The organism is Marinobacter sp. F4206 (genome assembly GCF_019392195.1).
In the GTDB taxonomy this organism is placed as follows: domain Bacteria; phylum Pseudomonadota; class Gammaproteobacteria; order Pseudomonadales; family Oleiphilaceae; genus Marinobacter.
In genome coordinates, this window is sequence record NZ_JAHXKI010000004.1 from 94,285 (window position 1) to 113,882 (window position 19,598).

General features: G+C 57.6%; 19 protein-coding genes and 1 tRNA gene. 11 read left to right on the plus strand and 9 right to left on the minus strand.

Annotated elements, in window-relative coordinates; translation table 11 throughout:
- Positions 1–3: 3 nt before the first annotated feature.
- A complete protein-coding gene (locus KZO34_RS16400) occupies positions 4–633 on the minus strand; it encodes an outer membrane beta-barrel protein (RefSeq protein ID WP_219477936.1) in 630 nt (209 codons plus the stop codon).
- A 108-nt stretch (positions 634–741) separates the two neighbouring features.
- Positions 742–1,227, minus strand: coding sequence for a hypothetical protein (locus KZO34_RS16405; RefSeq protein ID WP_219477937.1), 486 nt, complete (start codon positions 1,225–1,227; stop codon positions 742–744).
- A gap of 122 nt (positions 1,228–1,349) precedes the next feature.
- On the opposite strand from KZO34_RS16405, the gene KZO34_RS16410 reads away from it, so the two are divergent.
- Complete coding sequence (locus KZO34_RS16410) at positions 1,350–2,639, plus strand: M18 family aminopeptidase (RefSeq protein WP_219477938.1); 1,290 nt, start codon at positions 1,350–1,352, stop codon at positions 2,637–2,639.
- Between the two features lie 56 nt (positions 2,640–2,695).
- Here the strand turns inward: KZO34_RS16410 and KZO34_RS16415 are convergent.
- Positions 2,696–2,771 (minus strand) — tRNA-Asn (locus KZO34_RS16415).
- 123 nt (positions 2,772–2,894) lie between these two features.
- Between KZO34_RS16415 and KZO34_RS16420 the strand changes: the two genes are divergently transcribed.
- On the plus strand, positions 2,895–3,899 hold the full coding sequence (locus tag KZO34_RS16420) for a YheT family hydrolase (protein WP_219477939.1): 1,005 nt from the start codon (positions 2,895–2,897) through the stop codon (positions 3,897–3,899).
- Positions 3,900–3,922: 23 nt separating this feature from the next.
- Here KZO34_RS16420 and KZO34_RS16425 read toward each other — a convergent pair whose 3' ends face one another.
- Positions 3,923–4,552, minus strand: a complete 630-nt coding sequence (locus KZO34_RS16425) for an arylesterase (protein WP_219477940.1) — start codon at positions 4,550–4,552, stop codon at positions 3,923–3,925.
- Positions 4,553–4,614: 62 nt separating this feature from the next.
- Here KZO34_RS16425 and KZO34_RS16430 point away from each other — a divergent pair, with 62 nt between their 5' ends.
- Entirely contained in the window at positions 4,615–5,334 is a 720-nt protein-coding gene (locus KZO34_RS16430) for an ABC transporter ATP-binding protein (protein ID WP_219478072.1), read from the plus strand.
- Complete coding sequence (locus tag KZO34_RS16435; RefSeq protein WP_219477941.1) at positions 5,334–7,820, plus strand: ABC transporter permease; 2,487 nt, start codon at positions 5,334–5,336, stop codon at positions 7,818–7,820. Before KZO34_RS16430 ends, KZO34_RS16435 begins: the two co-directional genes overlap by 1 nt.
- A gap of 8 nt (positions 7,821–7,828) precedes the next feature.
- Here the strand turns inward: KZO34_RS16435 and KZO34_RS16440 are convergent, their stop codons facing one another.
- The 4 genes from KZO34_RS16440 to KZO34_RS16455 form a co-directional block, all read right to left on the minus strand.
- Positions 7,829–8,602, minus strand: coding sequence for a substrate-binding periplasmic protein (locus tag KZO34_RS16440; RefSeq protein WP_257900492.1), 774 nt, complete (start codon positions 8,600–8,602; stop codon positions 7,829–7,831).
- A gap of 146 nt (positions 8,603–8,748) precedes the next feature.
- Positions 8,749–9,936, minus strand: a complete 1,188-nt coding sequence (locus tag KZO34_RS16445) for an iron-containing alcohol dehydrogenase (protein ID WP_219477942.1) — start codon at positions 9,934–9,936, stop codon at positions 8,749–8,751.
- Positions 9,936–10,481 (minus strand): hypothetical protein, encoded by a 546-nt coding sequence (locus tag KZO34_RS16450; protein ID WP_219477943.1) that lies wholly within the window; start codon positions 10,479–10,481, stop codon positions 9,936–9,938. The genes KZO34_RS16445 and KZO34_RS16450 overlap by 1 nt, the downstream gene beginning before the upstream one ends.
- A 170-nt stretch (positions 10,482–10,651) precedes the next feature.
- A complete protein-coding gene (locus KZO34_RS16455; RefSeq protein WP_219478074.1) occupies positions 10,652–11,902 on the minus strand; it encodes a M48 family metalloprotease in 1,251 nt (416 codons plus the stop codon).
- A 189-nt stretch (positions 11,903–12,091) separates the two neighbouring features.
- Here KZO34_RS16455 and KZO34_RS16460 point away from each other — a divergent pair, with 189 nt between their 5' ends.
- The 7 genes from KZO34_RS16460 (at position 12,092) to KZO34_RS16490 (ending at position 18,424) form a co-directional block, all read left to right on the plus strand.
- Complete coding sequence (locus KZO34_RS16460; RefSeq protein WP_219477944.1) at positions 12,092–12,832, plus strand: DUF599 domain-containing protein; 741 nt, start codon at positions 12,092–12,094, stop codon at positions 12,830–12,832.
- 18 nt (positions 12,833–12,850) lie between these two features.
- Entirely contained in the window at positions 12,851–13,321 is a 471-nt protein-coding gene (locus KZO34_RS16465) for a PaaI family thioesterase (protein WP_219477945.1), read from the plus strand.
- Positions 13,318–13,752 (plus strand): PaaI family thioesterase, encoded by a 435-nt coding sequence (locus KZO34_RS16470; RefSeq protein ID WP_219477946.1) that lies wholly within the window; start codon positions 13,318–13,320, stop codon positions 13,750–13,752. The genes KZO34_RS16465 and KZO34_RS16470 overlap by 4 nt, the downstream gene beginning before the upstream one ends.
- Positions 13,753–13,971: 219 nt before the next feature.
- Positions 13,972–15,864, plus strand: a complete 1,893-nt coding sequence (gene htpG, locus KZO34_RS16475) for a molecular chaperone HtpG (RefSeq protein WP_219477947.1) — start codon at positions 13,972–13,974, stop codon at positions 15,862–15,864.
- Positions 15,865–15,868: 4 nt separating this feature from the next.
- Complete coding sequence (locus KZO34_RS16480; protein ID WP_219477948.1) at positions 15,869–16,090, plus strand: DUF2835 domain-containing protein; 222 nt, start codon at positions 15,869–15,871, stop codon at positions 16,088–16,090.
- A 282-nt stretch (positions 16,091–16,372) separates the two neighbouring features.
- Positions 16,373–17,350 carry a tRNA dihydrouridine synthase gene (locus tag KZO34_RS16485; RefSeq protein WP_219477949.1) on the plus strand — a complete coding sequence of 326 codons (978 nt, stop codon included), beginning with the start codon at positions 16,373–16,375 and terminating at the stop codon, positions 17,348–17,350.
- Between the two features lie 81 nt (positions 17,351–17,431).
- A complete protein-coding gene (locus tag KZO34_RS16490) occupies positions 17,432–18,424 on the plus strand; it encodes an MBL fold metallo-hydrolase (protein ID WP_219477950.1) in 993 nt (330 codons plus the stop codon).
- A gap of 2 nt (positions 18,425–18,426) precedes the next feature.
- Here KZO34_RS16490 and KZO34_RS16495 read toward each other — a convergent pair whose 3' ends face one another.
- On the minus strand, positions 18,427–19,440 hold the full coding sequence (locus tag KZO34_RS16495) for a class I fructose-bisphosphate aldolase (protein ID WP_219477951.1): 1,014 nt from the start codon (positions 19,438–19,440) through the stop codon (positions 18,427–18,429).
- Between the last annotated feature and the right edge of the window lie 158 nt (positions 19,441–19,598).

The window sequence follows — 19,598 nt, forward strand, 5'->3', positions numbered from 1 at the left end:
AGGCTAGAACTCGTAGCGTAACCCGCCGGAGAACTGGAACGTGTTGACCTCCGTTCCAGTGTCTTCGAACAGTTTGCCGCCCTCGAACACCAGGTAGGTGTTGTTCACTACTTCAAAGTCCAGGCCTGCCAGCCAGCTTACGCCAAAGCTGCTTTCCGGGAATTCATCCCTCAATTCGGGAAAATCTGACACGGCATCATCTGTTCGTAAGTCTGCGTCACCTTTGATGTAGGAAAATCCAAACTGGCCGTATAGGTTGGCGTAGTCCGTAATTGGGTAGTGCATGCCAATATACCAGCTAGCAAAGTGGTCAATGGCCAACGATGCATCGTTTGAGCGAAGTTCAGCGTCGCTAATCCCCACCCCCGCTCTGAACTCGGCGTGGAAAAGGTCTGTAAGGTGGCCTCCTACGACAAGTGAAGTCCCTGACCCCCAAGCATGTGTGTAGGTTGGAACCCGCCGATCATCAATTTCAACGATCTCTGTGACTGACCGATAATTAAACAGGGTGCCCAGAATCCCTACGTAGTGGAGGTCTTCCCGCGGAGTTTCTTGAGCGGATAAGGGCGGGGGCAACGTGACTGTTGCTGGAATGAGTATGGCAAGCAGGGACGTTCGCACAACCTTGTTCATTATTATCGGGCTTCCTGACGTGAGCAGATACGGGCCTGATTCTGCCTTGCGTAACCGTTTGTTACGTCGACCCGTGTCACACTTCCCTGTGTCGGGCGAAGTCCGGAATCAGTCTTCCTCGAACAGGCCTTCCTCGCGGGCCATCAGGAGCAGGGCGTAGACGCCGTTCTCCGGGAGTTGTGGCTCCAGTCCTTCGTCGATCATCAGTTGTCGACGGCGATCCTCCAGGGCGTCGCTGTCCAGTCCCGTGATGAGTTCGGTAATCGGTGCAATTTCGAAGGGCGGCTCCTGACTGATAGCGCTGAATATCTTGTCGACCAGGATCTCGTCCGGGTCCAGGCCATCGACGTACACGGTCTGGTCGGGCAGGTCTTCGTGGAGCTCTCGTGCCAACTCCAGCAAGGGTACCCCCTGTTCCTCCAGGTACCGGAGATCAAAATCGCCCAGATCCCCATCCTCGGGAAGCCAGTCGTCTTCGGGCGTGATGACTACGGTTTTCATGCGGCCATCCGCCAGTGACCAGGCCATCGCAATGGGAAAGAGGGCATCTTCGGTTTGGCAATACTCAATATCGAGAAATCTCGGTGCTTTCACGCTGAGCTCCGGTATTCAAAAGTAAGTGAGGGTCCGGTGTAAGGAATGTCCGTTGACCCGGTATGAGGCTTCAAGGCTTCATGCCATACTGTTCCGGCAATTATCATTCAATCAGGGACATCATGGAACACGCTGAATTTAACAAAGATTTGTTGAAGTTTCTGAACTCCTCGCCCACGCCCTGGCATGCCGTGGCCACCATGAAGGACCAACTGGATGCCGCCGGCTTTGCAGAGCTGGACGAGAAGGATGACTGGAGCCTGGCGCCTGGCCAGGGGTACTACGTCATCCGGAACGGATCATCCATTGTCGCTTTTCGCACTGGCAATCGGGACGTCTCGACCTCTGGCATCCGGATGGTCGGAGCGCACACCGATAGCCCCTGCCTGAAAGTGAAGCCCAATCCCGAAGTGCGGCGCAAGGGCTTCTTCCAGCTGGGTGTCGAGGTATACGGCGGTGTCCTTTTGAACCCCTGGTTTGACCGAGATCTTTCCCTGGCCGGCCGGGTCACAGTTCTCGATGAGGACGGTGAAGTGCGCGACACTTTGCTGGACTTCGCCAAGCCCGTGGCTTTCATCCCCAGCCTGGCGATTCATCTTGATCGCGAAGCCAATAGCAACCGGACCGTGAACGCCCAGACGGATCTGCCGCCAGTCGTCATGCAGGTGCCGGAGAGCGATACCACGAGCTTTGCCGATTTGCTACGCCAGCAAATTGCCACTGAATCGGGCATGAAGGTGCGCAAGGTTCTGGCGTACGAGCTGAGCTTCTATGACGCCAGGGAAGCCTATTTTGTCGGGCTGCGGGACGAGTTCATCGCGTCCGCCCGGCTTGATAACCTGTTGAGCTGCTATATCGGTCTTCAGTCTCTGCTGAGTGCCTCCGGTGACGAGGCGGCTTTGCTTGTGTGTAACGACCACGAGGAAGTTGGCAGCATGTCTGCTGAGGGAGCCCAGGGGCCGTTCCTGACGTCCGTTCTGGAGCGCTGGTGTGGGCCTGGAAAATCTCGGGCGATTGCCCGTTCCATGATGATCTCAGCAGATAACGCTCACGGCATCCACCCCAACTACATGGACAGGCATGACGAAAACCATGGCCCGCTGCTGAACGAAGGGCCTGTGATCAAGGTCAATCATAACCAGCGTTACGCGACCAACAGTCGGTCTGCCGCGGTTTACCGTCACATCAGCGATGAGCTGGGGCTGCCGCACCAGACCTTCGTTGTACGCAGTGATATGGGCTGTGGCAGTACCATTGGCCCGCTGACCGCTGGCAATCTCGGGGTGACCACACTCGACATTGGTGTGCCCCAATTCGGAATGCATTCAATTCGGGAGCTCATCGGCACCGAAGATGGCTATACTTTATTTCGGGTGCTGACCGAATTCATGCAGCGTGCTCGGGTTTTGTGAACTGTAGAACGAAAAATGCCGCTGCTTCGTATGAAGTAGCGGCATTCCGGAATAAGTGGCTCCCCGAGCTGGGCTCGAACCAGCGACAAACGGATTAACAGTCCGTTGCTCTACCAACTGAGCTATCGGGGAACAGCATCAAAGTGGCGCGCATATTAAGTGCTTTGATGGGCCGGGTCAACCCCCTGAATTAGAAGGTTAAAAATTGTACGGAAGTCAGTGCTCAGCTGTGCATAGTAACAGGGAGGTGTTGTTATGACCGCTTTTGAATCCGCCCCTCATCCCTTGCCCGCCAACCTCAGGCCGGAGCGATTGCGGTATGCCCCGCCGCCCTGGCTGCGAAATGGCCATGTTCAATCCATCTGGCCAACGCTCTTTCGCAAGGTCGATATGATCCTGCCTCAGGCCGAAGTCCTGCCGACGGATGATGATGACGAACTCCACCTGGACTGGTATCGGCAGGGCAGTGATCGCCTGGCCATCGTGTCTCACGGTCTGGAAGGGCACAGTCGACGGCCTTACGTGTTGGGTCTGACCCGCGCACTGTTAAGTGCCGGCTGGGATGTGCTCGCCTGGAACTACCGTTCCTGCGGAGGCGTTATGAATCGGCAGCCCCGGTTTTACCACAGTGGCGCCACGGGTGATCTGGAACGGGTGATCCGGCATGGTCTCGAGAATACCTACAGCCGGCTCTTTCTATCCGGGTTCAGTATGGGCGGCAATCTTACCCTGTTGTACCTGGGAGAGCAGGGAGAGCGGGTCGATAGCCGGATCTGCGGCGCGGTCACCTACTCGGTACCCTGCGATCTGGCCGGCAGTGCGGAAGTGCTGTCCCGCCCCAGCAGAAAGATTTACATGCAGCGGTTCTTGAAGGATCTTCATGGGAAAATGAAGGAAAAAGCGGAAAAGTTCCCTGATATGATCGATATTTCCGGTTTTGAATCGATTCGGAATTTCCGCCAGTTTGATGACCGATACACCGCACCCCTGCATGGTTTTCGGGACGCTTCGGATTACTGGGCGCAAGCCTCGGCTCTGGGCCGCTTGCGGGATATTCGGGTACCGGCCCTGATGGTTAATGCCGCCGATGACCCGTTTTTATCCGAGCGGTGTTTTCCCGAATCACGCAAAGTGCTCGGCGCCCACGTCCGCATCGAAGCGCCGCGCTGGGGCGGACACGTGGGATTCGTCGAACATGCCAGAGATGGCTATTACTGGTCCGAGCGCCGGGCTATTGCATTCCTTCAGGGGTCTATTTAAGCCGGCATACGGACAGGCGGTGTTCATTCGAGGCTTTGCTTGAGGACTGGCCAGATATTGTCGAGAAGTTTGGGCTGCGCCGCCTCCGAAGGATGGATGCCATCGTCCTGCATCAGCCCGTCCTCGTCGTAAATTCCCTGCAAAAAGAAGGGAACCAGCGCGGTGTCGTATCGGTCCGACAGTTTCGGAAAGATATCCGCAAACATCTGGGTGTAACGCTGACCATAATTGGGCGGGATCTGCATGCCCACGAGCACCGTGCGGGCGCCGCTTTCCTGAACCCGGGTGATCATGTCCGCGAGGTTGGATTCGATAACATTGGGGGGAAATCCGCGGAGGCCGTCGTTACCACCGAGCTCGATAACCACCACATCCGGATTGTTCTCCTTGAGCAATTCCGGCAGTCGCCTGGCACCTCCGTCCGTGGTTTCACCGCTGATGCTGGCATTGACAACCTGCCACTGGGAGAGCCCGTTCCGATTCAGTCGTTCCCTCAGCAACTCCACCCAGGCACGCTCTGACGGCACGCCATAGGCGGCACTGAGGCTGTCGCCCATGATCAGCAAGGTATTCTGGTTAGCCAATGCCGGGGCCGAAAGCCAGGCCAGTACGACGAAAAGGATTGATCTGACGGTCAGTTGTGCCGTATTCATAGACAATTCGTTTACCCTAATTCAGATTATTAACCTCAGGATCGAGAGCTTCCGTGAACCAGATGACTGATTTCAACTCCGACCGCCGACAACCCATGTTGCGAGTGGAGAACCTGACTCACCGGGTCAGCCTGGAAACCGATACGTTGACGATCTTGCAGGGGGTCAGTCTGGAAATCAATCGGGGAGAGTCTGTAGCCATTGTCGGCCGCTCCGGATCAGGCAAGACCACCTTGCTCGGGCTGTTAGCCGGCCTGGACACGCCCAGTGACGGGACAGTCGAGCTGGATGGTTCCATCATCAGCAAGCTCACCGAAGACGAGCGGGCGAAACTCCGCTCCCGCCGGGTAGGCTTCGTTTTCCAGTCGTTCCAGTTGCTGCCGGCGCTTACTGCCCTGGAAAACGTCATGCTGCCCCTGGAGCTGGCGGGCATGGAAACGCCCGAAAGCCGGGCGCGGGAACTCTTGGAGCGAGTAGGGCTGGGGGAACGTCTCAAACATACCCCACGCCAGTTGTCCGGTGGTGAGCAGCAGCGGGTTGCCATTGCCCGGGCATTTGCCTCCGATCCGGCGATTCTGTTTGCCGATGAGCCGACAGGTAATCTTGATAACCGGACCGGTCAGTCCGTCTCGGACCTGTTGATGGAGCTGAACCGGGAGCAAGGCACCACGTTGGTCATGGTGACCCACGATGAGCATCTGGCTGCCCGGTGTGGCCGTCAGTTCCATATTGAAGCAGGCATCCTGACTGAGCCGGAAGCGGCCCGGGCGGGGGCTGACTGATGGCGGCTGCAAGCAAGTTGATGTCGGTTCGCCGCGACTGGCGAGAGCGGGATGTGCGGGTGGTACTGGCTGCATTGATTATCGCCGTCGCCACCGTGGCGACCATTGCCCTGTTCGCCAGCCAGTTGCAGCGCACTCTTGTGTCGTCTGCCAGCTCTTTCCTCGCTGCCGACCGGCAACTGGAGGCGGAGAATGGTCGGGAAATTCCCGGAGAGTGGCTGACCGAGGCACGGTCCAGGGGGTTGGAAACGGGGCGCATGGTTGAGTTCTCCACCATGGTCTTCGGCAGCGGTGGTTTTCAGCTGGTTTCGGTGAAGGCGGTCAGCAACGAGTATCCTCTGCGGGGTGAAATTGAGGTTCAGGAGAGTCCGGAGGGCCCGAGAAATCTGGTGGGCTCCGGCCCGGAACCTGGTGAGGTCTGGATTAATCCGCGATTGTTGCGCCTGCTTGAGCTGAACATCGGCGACTCGTTGGAGGTGGGTAACCGGAATCTTAAGGTGTCGGGCCTGTTGATTCGCGAACCGGATGGTGGCTTTCGGCTCTCCTCGTTGGCGCCCCGGGTCATGATGCATGTGGATGACGTCGCCTCTACCGGTGTGATCCAGGAGGGCAGCCGGGTCGAGTATGTCTATCTGTATGCCGGTGATGAGAGAGCGATTGAAGGCTATTACCAGTGGTTGCAGCCGCGCCTCGAACCCAGCCACGAGTGGGAAGGCGTGCGGGACGGGGAGACCTTCTCAAGATCCCTCGAGCGCGCCGAGCGATTCCTGTTGCTTGGTGGCAGTCTTGCCGTGTTGTTGGCGGCGGTGGCCGTGGCTGTGGCGAGCCGGCAGTATGCGCTGTCCCAGCGTGACACCGTTGCCCTGTTGAAAACCCTGGGGGTCCGCAGCCAGGGTATTGGTAAGCTGTACCTCCGTCGCCTGGCGCTGTGGGGCATTACTGGTGTTCTCGGGGGGCTGTTGGTTGCCTTGCCCCTTTTCTGGTTGCTGACCCGGTTGCTCAGTAATGTGCTCGAGCGGCCAGTCGAGTTTCACCTTGATCCGTCCGCCCTGGCGCCTGCTTTGCTGACGGCACTGGTCTCGCTATTTGCCTTTGCTTATCCACCCATTCGCCGGCTGCGAGCTGTTCCTGCAATGCGGGTCCTGCGCAGCCAACCCGGCGAAGGAGGGCGCGAAGCCCTGCCGGACATTGCGGTTGCGATTGTTGCGGTCTTTGGACTGGTTTGGCTATACGCAGGCGAACTGAGCCTGGTGCTGGCATTGCTGGGTGGGCTGGCGCTGTTGCTGGGAGCTCTGGGCTTATTGGGTTGGCTGCTGGTTGCCACCCTTCGCAAGGTTCGGGGTGGAGGCAACGCCTGGCGCCTTGCGCTTGTGGGGCTTTACCGGCATCGTCGCGCGAGTCTCTCACAGATGGCCGTGTTTGCAATGACGCTCATGTTGGCGGCCACCCTGGTTCTGGTTCGCAGTTCGCTGTTGGACGACTGGCAGGCCCAGCTTCCCCAGGACGCCCCAAATCACTTTCTGATCAATATAGCCCCCGACACGGTTGAGGAGGTCAGCGCATTCTGGCAGGACCGTGGTCAGCCCCTGAACCAGCTGTACCCGATGGTCCGTGGGCGGCTGACCGAACTGAACGGACGACCGGTAAAGGAGGCGGTGAGCAAGGACGAGCGGGTTGGCGCCTTGAACCGAGAACTGAATCTGACCTGGATGTCATCCCTGCCAGCGGATAACGAAATCATTCAGGGCCAGTGGTTTGATCCCGGTCAGAGGCGGGGCGTGTCGGTGGAGGCGGAGCTGGCCGAAAGGCTTGGTCTGGTTCTGGGAGACCGGCTGACCTTCACCATTGGTTCCGAGAAGGTGACCGAATCGATCACCAGCATCCGGACGGTCCAATGGGACAGCATGAAGCCCAATTTCTATATGGCGTTTCCGCCGAATGGTGGTCTGACGGAAATGCCTGCAACCTGGATTACGAGTTTTTACCTGCCACCGGAAAAGAAAACCGCGCTGAACGATTTTTCCAGGCAGTTTCCGACTATTTCGGTGCTGGAGATCGACCATATCATTGAGCGCATCCAGCAGATTGTTCGTCAGGTTACCCAGGCAATTGAAGCGATTCTGGCTCTGATTCTCGCTGCCGCACTGGTGGTGATGGCGGCGGTTGTCAGCGCCACGTTGCGGGATCGCCAGAGGGAAGGGGCCTTGCTGCGAACGCTGGGTGGACGCCAGTCCTTACTGGTTCGTAGCACCATGCTGGAGTTCGCCCTTCTCGGTGGCTTTGCCGGGGTGCTGGGCGTGGTCGCAGCGGAAGCTGCAGTATGGGCACTTCAATTCAGGATGTTCGAAGGGACGTTCAGCTGGCACTGGCAGGTGGTGCTGCCCGTTCCGCTTGTCAGTGCGGTGGTTCTTGCACTGTTTGGGCGATGGCAGCTGCGCCCCGTGCTGAGTGTATCGCCCATGCTTCTGTTGCGTCGGTTGGAGTGAGGTGGAGCTCAGCGGTAGTTCGCGAGAATGGCGTCCAGTTCGCCGCTCTCGCGCAACTCTTTAAGCTCGGTGTTAAAGGCATCGGCAAATCCCTGCCAGTCCTTTCGGAGCATGATCCGGAAACCGACGTTGCTGATACCCATGCGAGTGCTCCGGAACCGGTCCTGCAGGCCCTCTTTGCGGAGAATCCATTGCCCGACCAGCCGGTCAGCGATTGCGGCATCAAAGCGATTACCGTGCAGAACGAAGGTGAACATATCTCGATCCCTGGAGACATCAAAACGCTGGATGTTTCCGGAGTCAAAGTGCTCCTGCAGCAGGGGGTAATGGTAGCCCAGATGGGTGACCACGGTCTTTGAGAAGAGATCCTCTGGCGATTGGTAGGTCAGCCCGGACTCCGCCGGAATAAAAAACACTTCCTCAATGGGCACTACCGGGTCGGTAAACAGGAAACGGTCCGGCTGGGTGGTCCACTCAATCGCCCGTGGGGTACCGTCGATAAAGCCTTCGAGCAGCATTTCATCTACCCGCTTTCTGGGCACTTTTTCCGGCACGACCTCGTAACCCAGACGCTGCCCGATGAGCGATACCACCTCCCACATGATGCCGGATGGTCGACGTTCGTTGACGATTAGGTAGGGCGGGTAGCCGTTGGGAGAAATGTTGAAGTGGAACGTTTTGCGGTCGGTGGCGGCGGTTTCGAAGCTGAGGGTCACGGCCCATACCACCAGCATCAAGGTTTGCACGAAAGAGACCGAGCGGCGAGAGCGTTTTCGCATCATTGTGCATAACTCTTGGCGGAAAAAATTTGCCCGGCTTGTTCCCTGCCAGATTGGTGACAATTGTTACGTTTTTGTCAGACAAATTCAATCATTGGTTCCGCATGCAAGTCATTGAAAACGGGGCCTGAGGCAGGCCCCGCCAGGGGTCAGGCCCAGGCCCGACGCAACACCGTTCGGGCGTCCTCAAGGCTAACTTCTCTCGGATTGAACATGATCGAGCCATCGTCCAGAGCCACTTCGGCAATGTGATCAAGCTGGTCTTCCTGCACCTTGCCGGTTTCTTTGAGCGTGCGCGGCAACTGGCACCTCTTGTTTAACTGGTCCCGGAGCTTGCGAAGGGCCGAGATGCTGGCCTCCGCGCGCCGGCTTGAGGGTGTGGCCGAAAATACCTCGGGTCCTTCCAGGTAGAGCAGGAGCTCACCCAGAGGCTCACGAATTTCTTCCAGGTTGTACTCAAGTACGTAGGGCAGATAAAGGCTCATGCACAGGCCGTGGGGCAGGTGGCATATCGCGCCGGTGGCGTGACCAAGAGCATGAACCAGGCCCACCATCGAGTTGGAAAACGCGATGCCGGCCATGGTCGACGCCTGGGCCAGTTCGAGGCGACCGTCGGTGTCCTTGGGGTTATCCATGACGCTCAGGAGGGAATGGCTGATTTTTTTCACCGCGGCGGTGGCATAGGCATCGCTGAGCGGGTTCTTCGCCATGCAGGTGAATGCCTCGGTGGCGTGGGTCATCGCATCCATGGCTGTCGCGGCGGTGATATGCGGCGGCAGTGTCAGGGTCATGCGCGGATCAATGATGGCGGCATTGGGCAGCAGGAACGATGAGGTAAAGGGCAGTTTCACGCCCTTGGCTTCGTCGGTGATGACGGCCACGGACGTGACTTCAGAGCCCGTGCCTGCAGTCGTCGGAACCACGAAGAACGGCTTCAGGGGATGTTTGATGATCCCGGCGCCACTGTATTTTGCAATGTTGTCGCCACCTTCGGACACCAGAATGTTCACTGCCTTGCCGGTATCGATGGCGGATCCGCCGCCGACGGCGATGATGGAGTCGCATTTTTCCTGACGGTATATGCCGGCAATGTCCCGAACCACTGTGGTTGAGGAGTCGGGAGGCACGTCGTCGTAAATACTGACAATTTCGAGCCCACTTTCCTCACAGGCCGCTATCACGGGGTCCAGCAGGCCGGCGGCACGCACACCCTTGTCTGTCACGATCATGGGCCGTTTCGCTGCCAGACCGGTCAGTTCGTAGGGAATATGCTCAAGGGCGGACTTGCCGGCGATAACTTTTACCGGACAAAAGAACTCATAGTATTTGTTGGTCATTACGCTCTCACCGTCTCAACGAAATTGGTAGCAACTTTCAGATAGATTCGTGCCGCGCTGATCAGCTTCTCCGGCAGGTGCAGATTGGTGGGGTATTCCTTTACCGCCCGTTGGGCGATCAGTTTGGGAAGAATGAAGGACTCAAGTCGGTTAAGCACCCGGGTCATGCGCACGGCGTAGCTGATGTCTCCGTCGACCAGCATCCGGTCGTTGGCAAAGGCCACGGACGTTTTTTCCTGGAATGAGAGCACCAGAAATGCGTGGGCGATGTGTTTGAACTGGATTGACAGGTCGATCGGGCGGGGCGCCGAGTCTCCATGGTAATGGAAGCGGCCAAGGCCGGTGTGCTCGACAATCAGCCGCGGCCCATCGGGCATGACCATCATTTCGAACAGAAACCCTTCAGGCAGCGCCTGGGCTTCCTTTTTGACCGCCTCATCCACTTCACTCACCGCCTGCAGAGCGCGCCCCATCACCTGGAACATCATCTCCACATACAGGCGGCGAGCCTGGAAAACCATCGGCTGGATACGTTTCGCTAGCATGGCCGTCATCCATTTGTTGTTGGTGTAGTCTGATTTTTAGAGTTATTGCTCTAAAAGTCAACGTGTCGGTGACGTTAAATGTGCGTCAGCCCGGCAAACCGGTCCGCGAAACAAAAAAAGCCGGCGGATGTGCGGGTCCGTCGGCTTCATTCAGAATACAGTCCGGTTGATTAACCGGTCAGCGCTTCCAGCTTCTGCCGTGCCTCCTTGGCAATGTCGCCGCCGGCTTCGGCGGCCTTGCTGTAATAAGCGATGGCTTCATCCCGGCGATTCTGCTTGGCGGCGATGTCACCGAGGCGCAGGAACGCGATGGACGTGGGCACCACCTGGTTGGCGCGAACCAGGTTTTCCCGGGCTTTATCGAGGTTGTTCAGTGCCAGTGCATTCAGGCCGTTGTAAAGTCGGTAAACGAACATCTCCGGATAGAGGGATACGGCTTTATCGAAATCCGCAGAGGCCTGATCAAGGTTCTCCTGCTCCTGGTAAATGCGACCACGCAGGGTGTAGAACAAGGCTTCGTCCGGTGCGAGCCGAATGGCTTCATTGATGTTTTCAAGAGCTGCGTCCATGTCCCCTTCGGAGGCCAGTTTCATCGCCTTCTCGTGGGCATCGTAGGCCGGCTGAAGTTTTCGCAGGGTCGCCAGTTTGCGCTCGAAAACGTCCTCCCCGCGGTAACCTCCGGCACCGACTTTGTCGACCAGTTCCCGATTTTTCTGGACCCGTTTCGCTGAAGGCGGGTGGGTGGCAAACATGCCCTGGATAAAGTCGCTTTCCTGGCCCTTTGACAGCTCGAGGAACAGTTGCTGAAGCTCAACCGCGGCGGTCGGATCGTACCCCGCCTCCTTCATGTACAGGATGCCGTAGTAATCCGATTCCAGCTCGTCAGACTGGCTGTATTGGGCCAGCGCCAGTTGCGCGCCCACTGCAGCGCCCCCCATAAGCAGGCCCGCCCACTCATTATCGGAGAGGGCAAACCCCAGTCCGGCAACGCCGGCACTGATCAACATGCCCTGTTGCATGCGCTGGACGCTGTGACGGGCGGCGGCATGAACAATCTCATGCCCGATCACTGAAGCCAATTGGGCCTCATCCTCCAGTTCTGCCAACAGGCCCCGGTTTATGGCGATCTTGCCACCCGGGAGCGCCCAGGCATTAGGAACGCTGCTGTTCAGGACAACAAACTCATAGGGCAAGTCAGGACGGTCACTGACCTCAGCCAGTTTCTGGCCGACTTCGCGGACGTACAGGGCAAGTTCCGGATCCAGGTAAAACTGGCCACCCTGTGTTTGCTGGGTCGGCGTGTACTGTTCGGCGCCCATCGCCAGCTCCTGATTTTCATCAATCAGGGACAGCTGGCTCTCGCCGGTCACCGGGTTAACGGAACAGCCGGTAACGGCCAGAGCCAACACCAGCGGCGCCATGCAGCGTTTCAATACGAACAGATTCACACAAAACTCCCTCTACGGCATTTCGCAACGTTATACCACATGATTGCACGGCTTTGACTGGCTGGAAATCCCCCGGGGTTCTGGTGGCGCCACCGGCCTTAGCGTATTATAAGTGCCTGTTCCTCCGACGTTTCACCCTGCAGTCTCGTTCTAAGGCGCTTCATGAGTAATTTCCTCGAACTGATCGCATTGCTCTGGTTTCTACTCTGTTGGCTGGGCTACAGCCAATATTCCAAGCGTCGGGCCGGAGATCGGCCGTGTCTCTCCAATACCCTGGACCTTTATCGGGAAGACTGGATGCGGGTAATGCTGCGGCGCGAGAACCGCATTGCCGATGCTTCCGTTGTCGGCAACCTTGAGCGGAATGGGGCTTTTTTTGCCTCCAGTTGTCTGTTGATTCTGGCAGGTATCATCACCGCGCTGGGCTATACGCAGGAGGTTATGGAGGTGTTCAGCACCATGCCGTTCGGTACCCTGCCGAGCCGGGAAGTTTGGGAGCTGAGAATGGTGGTGTTGCTGGTGGTATTCATCTACGCCTTCTTCAAGTTCACCTGGTCCATGCGGATGTACAACTTCGTTTCGGTGATGGTGGGCAGCGCACCGCCGCCGGATGACACCAAAACCAGCCCGGCCGGTCGGGAGGCGTTTGCCCGTAGTGCCGGCAACGTCTGTAACCTGGCGGGCGATGCCTTTAACCTTGGGCTACGATCGTACTACTACGCCCTCGCGGTTGTTGGCTGGTTTATCCACCCGGTTGTCTTTATGGCCGCCTCGACGCTGGTCGTGGTTGTTCTGTATCGACGGGAATTCTGCTCCGATGCCCTCGTCGCGCTGCGTTCGGGTAAGGTTTTCGAAGACCCGTTGCCGGGAAAGGCGGAGAAAAATGAACAATCCAATTCTTGATCTACAGGTTTGCCCTGAATGAACGATGATATTCGACTGGACCGGGTTACCCGGTTCATTGATACCCTCAATCAGGCCCGGGAGCTGGGCTTGTCGGTAATAGACGCCCGGGAAGGAAGCCTGACTCTGTGCCTGCCATACAGCGACCGCATCATCGGAAATCCCGATACCGGGGTTATCCATGGCGGTGCGATCACCACCCTCATGGACACCACCTCGGGTTCGGTGACCCTGTGTGCGTTGGATGATTTCGAGCTGTGTCCGACACTGGACCTGCGGGTGGACTACATGCGCCCCGCGGAACCCCATAAACCTGTCTATGCCCGCGCAGAAACCTACAAGGTCACCCGCAACATCATATTTACCCGGTGTGAGGCCTATCAGGAAGGAGGGGAGACCATTGCCAATTGCGTGGGTACGTTCATGCGGATTGGAAAAGAGGCCTCGCCCAAGCATTTCCGGGATCTGATCACCGGAGGTGGCGAATGACCGATCCGGAAATCTTCCGCTACACCCGGGAAACCGGTGATTATTCTCGCCTGTTGCGGAGCATTCCGTACGCCACCTTTATCGGGCTGGAATGCGACCAGTTTGGCGATGACCTGATCTTCCGCCTGCCGAAGAAAGAAGAAAACCTGGGTAACCCGATTCTGCCTGCGATTCACGGTGGTGTGATCGGCGGGTTTATGGAACTGTCGGCGGCTATCTACCTGATGATGTCCCAGGACTGCATGCGAATGCCCCGCATTGTGGATTTTTCCCTGGATTACTTGCGGGCCGGTCTCAACCGGGAAACCTACGCTGAATGCCGCTTAACCCGTCAGGGCAACCGCGTCGCCAACGTGATGATCACCGCGTGGCAGAAATCCCGTTCCCAACCCATCGCCATGGCGCGCGCCCACTTTCTCCTCGAAGACTGATTTCCCTCCGCGGTCGGGGCTTGAAATGCCCCGGCATGCCCCCACTTTTGCAGCAAGACAAAGAATCCGTGCTGAAGCAAGTACGGAACTTTTGCCGAAACACGCTGTGAATACATCCATGTACGCTCGGCTCCGCCATCCATGGCTCCGCACGGTTTCGACAAAAGCTCCGCACTTGCTTCTCTGAACTGTGAGTTGATATCAGGAGATATAGACGCCATGACGGTTGAGTCGCAAAAAGAGACACTGGGTTTTCAGACTGAAGTGAAGCAGTTGCTTCATCTGATGATTCACTCCCTCTATTCCAACAAGGAAATCTTCCTTCGTGAGCTGATTTCTAACGCCTCGGACGCCGAGGACAAGCTGCGTTTCGCGGCACTGAAGGATGACGGCCTGTACGAAGGCGATCCCGAGCTGAAAATTCGCCTGGACTACGACAAAGAGGCGAACACCATTACGCTGACCGATAACGGCATCGGCATGACCCGCGATGACGTGGTCCAGAACCTTGGCACCATCGCCCGTTCCGGCACCGCAGAATTTCTAAAACAGCTCTCTGGCGACGAAAAGAAAGACAGCAAGCTGATCGGTCAATTTGGTGTCGGTTTCTACTCTTCCTTCATCGTGGCCGACAAAGTGGACGTGTTCACCCGCCGCGCAGGCGCGCCAGCGGAAGAAGGTGTGCATTGGGAGTCCAAGGGGGATGGTGAATTCTCCATCGAACAGGTCAACCGTGAGAATCGCGGTACCGAGATTGTGATTCACCTGAAGAACGACGCTACCGAGTTTGCCGACGGCTTCCGGCTGCGCAACCTGGTGAAAAAATACTCCGATCACATTTCCTTCCCGGTAGTGATGAAATCCGAGTCCGAGGACGAGGAAGAGAAGGGTAAGGACGAGACCGTCAACGATGCCACCGCTCTGTGGACCCTACCTCGCGCTGAAATCAAGGACGAGGAGTACAAGGAATTCTACAAGCACATTGCCCACGATTTTGAGGATCCGCTGACCTGGTCCCACAACAAGGTGGAAGGCAAGCTGGACTACACCAGCCTGCTGTACATCCCGGCCCGTGCTCCGTTCGATCTGTATAACCGTGAAGCGCCGCGCGGTCTGAAGCTTTACGTGCAGCGGGTCTTTATCATGGATGACGCCGAGCAGTTCCTGCCGCTGTACCTGCGGTTTGCCAAGGGTGTGATCGACTCCAACGATCTGTCCCTGAACGTCTCCCGTGAGATCCTCCAGAACGACAGCACCGTGGAAAGCATTCGTTCCGCGCTGACCAAGCGCGTCCTCGACATGCTGTCCAAGCTGGCCAAGAAAGATCCGGAGCAGTACCAGAAGTTCTGGGGCGAGTTCGGAACCGTGCTGAAAGAAGGTCCGGCTGAAGACTTCAGCAACCGGGAAAAGATTGCCGGCCTGCTGCGCTTCGCGTCGACGCACACCGGTGAGAGCACTCAGAACGTTGCTCTGGACCAGTACATCGAGCGGATGAAGGAAGGTCAGAAGAAGATCTACTACATCACCGCCGATAACTTCATGGCCGCCAAGAGCAGCCCGCACCTCGAAGTGTTCCGGAAGAAAGGCATCGAAGTCCTGATTCTCTCGGATCGTATCGACGAGTGGATGATGGGTTACCTGAGCGAGTACGACGGTAAACAGTTCCAGGACGTTGCGCGGGGCGATCTCGACCTCGGTGAAGTGGAGACCGAAGAGGACAAGAAGCACAAGGAAGAGGCTGCCGAAGAGCACAAGGATCTGCTGGAGCGTATCAAGAAGGCTCTGGATGATCGCGTCCAGGAAGTCCGGGTTACCAACCGACTGACGGATTCGCCGGCTTGCCTCGTCGTGGGTGACTTTGACATGGGGGCCCAGATGAAAAAGATCATGGAAGCTGCCGGTCAGAAGGTTCCGGACAGCAAGCCGATCTTTGAAATCAACGTGGATCACCCGCTGGTTCAGCGCCTGGAAAATGAAAAGGGTGAGGAGCGTTTTGGTGAGCTCTCCGCAGTACTGCTTGATCAGGCCACTCTGGCCAGCGGGGAGCAGCTTCAGGACCCGGGTGCCTATGTGACCCGCCTGAACCGTCTGTTGCTGGAGTTGGCCAACTAAGCGCATGCAGCAGATCGTTGTGGATCTCAGCATCAGCCCTGAGGAGTGGATCAAGCTCTATCAGGGCGTTGCCAACGACGTTCACACCACGGCCCGGGACGGACGCTCCGTCCGTTTCCCGGCCCGTATCCTTTCCCGATTCTACCTTCGCGACGGCGTTTACGGTTCTTTCCGCATACTGTTTGATGATCAGGGCAAGTTTGCCTCCATCGAGCGACTTCAATAGCCAGAACCTAAAGTTGACGTGGCTTTCTTTGATTACACAGACTCCCGATTCATCGACTACTCTCTAAGAATAGGCAGCGAAGTAGGAGTTGTGCGATGGTCTCTTGGATGAAGTCGTGGTCTGAGCAGTGGAAAAAACAGAGCAGAACGCTGGCGGATTACTGCGTGAATTACGCCATGTCCCAGTAGCATCAAGTAAGGGCCGAATGCCTGCGCTTCAATCCGGCTCCGAAACTGACTACAATGCCGGCCCGCCTGATCTTTAACCACATCCGGAGCCGACATGCGCATAATCCTCGCCCCGATGGAGGGGCTGGTTGACGCACCCATACGTGAAACCCTGACCAAAGTTGGCGGCATCGACCGGTGCGTGACCGAGTTTGTTCGCGTAACTCACGGCATGCTCCCCCCTCGTGTTTTCTACAAATATGCTCCGGAACTTCACAACCAGTCTTTGACCGAAGTGGGCACGCCGGTCGCCGTTCAGCTCTTGGGTTCCGACCCGGAGCAGATGGGCTTGCATGGAGCCAGGGCGGTCGAGTTGGGCGCAACCCAGGTGGACATCAATTTTGGCTGCCCGGCCAAGACGGTCAACAGGCACAAGGGCGGATGTGTGCTGATGCGCGAGCCCGAGCTGATGCATGGGATCACTGCTGCCGTGCGCAAAGCTGTGCCAGACCACATTCCGGTGACGGCCAAGATGCGTCTGGGCTATGACGACCGGTCCATGGGTGTGGCCTGTGGTCAGGCGCTCGAGACGGCCGGAGCGTCGGAAATTGTCATTCACGCCCGAAGCAAGGTAGACGGTTACAAGCCGCCGGCGTACTGGGAAGAAATCGCGAAAGTGCGGGAAGCTGTCTCGGCCCATGTCATTGCCAATGGCGAGATCTGGACGGTGGCGGATTACTGGCGCTGCCGTGAGGTCTCCGGGTGTTCCGATGTCATGATCGGGCGTGGCCTCATTGCGCGCCCGGATCTGGCCCGTCAGATCAAGGCCAGTCAAGTTGGCGAGGAGATTGCTGACATGACCTGGCTGGAAGCGGTAGCGCTGGTCCGCGACTACGCCGGAGTGCTGCAGGGTTGGTTGGAAGACCGCTACGTGACCGGTCGCATCAAGCAATGGATGAACTTCCTTCGCCAGGGCTTTCCCGAAGCAGAGGCGATCTGGCCAGAGGCCCGTAAACTACGCGAGGTCGTTCCCATGCTGGCGTGCCTGGAGCAGGAACCTGAAGTTAGCCGTGCTTCGACTCGGGCAGCCTGATTGCGGACTACACTGGTACGGAATGCCTTTCTGTGCGTAGTAGCTGGAGTTACTACCAAGAGTACCAAGGAGGAACAGGCAATGTTCGAGCGAACGAAATCGCGGGGAATAGTTGAGGTTGTTGGTGGCCTTGCGTTGGCGCTTGGTCTGGTGTCGGGAGCCGGAGCTACCGGGGGTGATGTGAAAGTGACGCCCCTTGGAAGCCATGATGGGGAATTCTGCAGCCGTGACCGGGCTCTGGTGTTTGAAGATCCCAACGGAACCCGCATTCTTTACGACGCGGGACGCACTGTGGCCGGACCGGAGGATGCGCGCCTCGGCCATATCGACGTCATACTGGTATCGCACATGCATGGGGATCATGTGGGCGATCAACGCATCGCCAAGACCAACGCAGGTACCTGTGCCTCACCTGACACCTCGCTATCAACCTTGCCGCAGTCCAACACCGTGGACATAGCGGTAAAAAAACAGGCGAAGATCGTTACCGGCAGTGAGATGCCGGCGTTTTTTGCCGCCAAGCTTTCGGCCTCGGGGGGGGATGCGGCCAATTCCCTGCTGGTGCGCTTCGGTGCAGAACGTGAAGTCGGTGGGGTGGCAATTACGACCGTCCCGGCGGTTCACAGCAATGGGGTATCGCCCAGTTTTCTGACCGGCCCGCTGGCCGAACACCTCAAGGCCGCCGGCGTTGGTGCCAGTGTCGGGCCGCCCACGGGGTATGTTCTGACCTTCTCTAACGGTCTGGTAGTGTACCTTTCGGGGGACACAGGCATTACCGCCGAGCAGGAGCTGGTGGTTAAGGACCATTACGGCGCCGAGCTGGTTGTGATGAATATTGGCGATACCTACACCACGGGCCCGAAAGAGGCCGCTTACGTCATCAATAACCTGATTGAGCCGAACGCAGTCATTGCCTCACACGCCAATGAGGCGGCCACCGCCGGCGGTGAACTGAAACAGGGAACGCGTACGTCCCTGTTCCGGGATCTGGTTGAAGTGCCCGTGCACGTTCCCCTGAGCGGCCGGACCATGGCGTTCGATGCTGATGCGGCATGTACCGGCGGCTGCAACTGACCTCAGGCTTCCATATCGGTGCTGTAGCTTCCTGAACGGGCCGCGCCGTTGAGTCGGGCCCGTTTCAGAATGGCCTCCTGGGCAGCGGGGCCATTTTCGAGATTACCGGCCCAGGCCTTTTGGGCCGGTTCCTGAAGTGCCCTGCCATAAGAAAAGCTCAGTGCCCAAGGTTGAGAGCCCAGATTGTTAATCGCATTCAGGTTCAGGGTAGCCTCCTCTGGTGTCTGGCCGCCGGACAGGAAGTTGATGCCAGGCACTGCAGCTGGAACTACTTGTCTGAAGACCCGAATGGTCGCTTCTGCCACTTGTTCCGGGGTGGCTTTTGGGCATTCTTTTCCGGGTGTCACCATGCTGGGTTTGAGAATCATGTGCTCAAGCTGGACCCCGTGTCTCGCCAACGCATGGAAAACCTCGCGCAGGACTGCCTCACTGACCTCGGCACAGCGATCCATGCTGTGTTCGCCATCGATAAGCACTTCCGGCTCCACAATGGGGACGATGCCCATGGATTGGCAGATAGCGGCATACCGGGCGAGTACCTCGGCATTGGCCTCCACGGCCTGCCGGGATGGCAGAGTGTCCGAGATATGGAAAACGTCGCGCCACTTGGCGAACCTTGCACCCGCGTTCTTGTAGATTTCCAGTCGGTCGTCCAGACCATCGAGGCCGAAGGTGATTTCGTCCCCCGGCGCATTGATCAACGGCTTCTTGCCCTTGTCGACTTTAATCCCCGGCACAATACCCTGACTCTCAAGCAACTGAGGAATCCGGACGTCTTCGAGGCTCTTCTGACCAAGGGTTTCTTCAAACAGGATGACACCACTGATGAATTCTCCCAGGCCCGGAGCCGACAGGATCACGCTGCGATACTCCCGGCGTTTGTCTTCACTGGACTCGACTCCGACGGCGGCGAACCGTTTGGCAATCGTGGGGTGGCTTTCATCGGCGGCAAGAATGCCCTGACCGGGCTTCACAAGGTTCTCAATGGTTGAGGCCAGTTCGTCCTGAATGCTCATGTTGATTCCTCCCTATCGGGTTCCGGTCTGGCGGCATGTCGAAGATGGTCCTGTTTATTGTAGACCCTCAGCGAGTGACTGAAATTTGACCTGCGCTAAAGCGAAGAACGTTTCTCTGATTTAACCTGAGAACAATAACAACAGGATTGGGGCAGGGA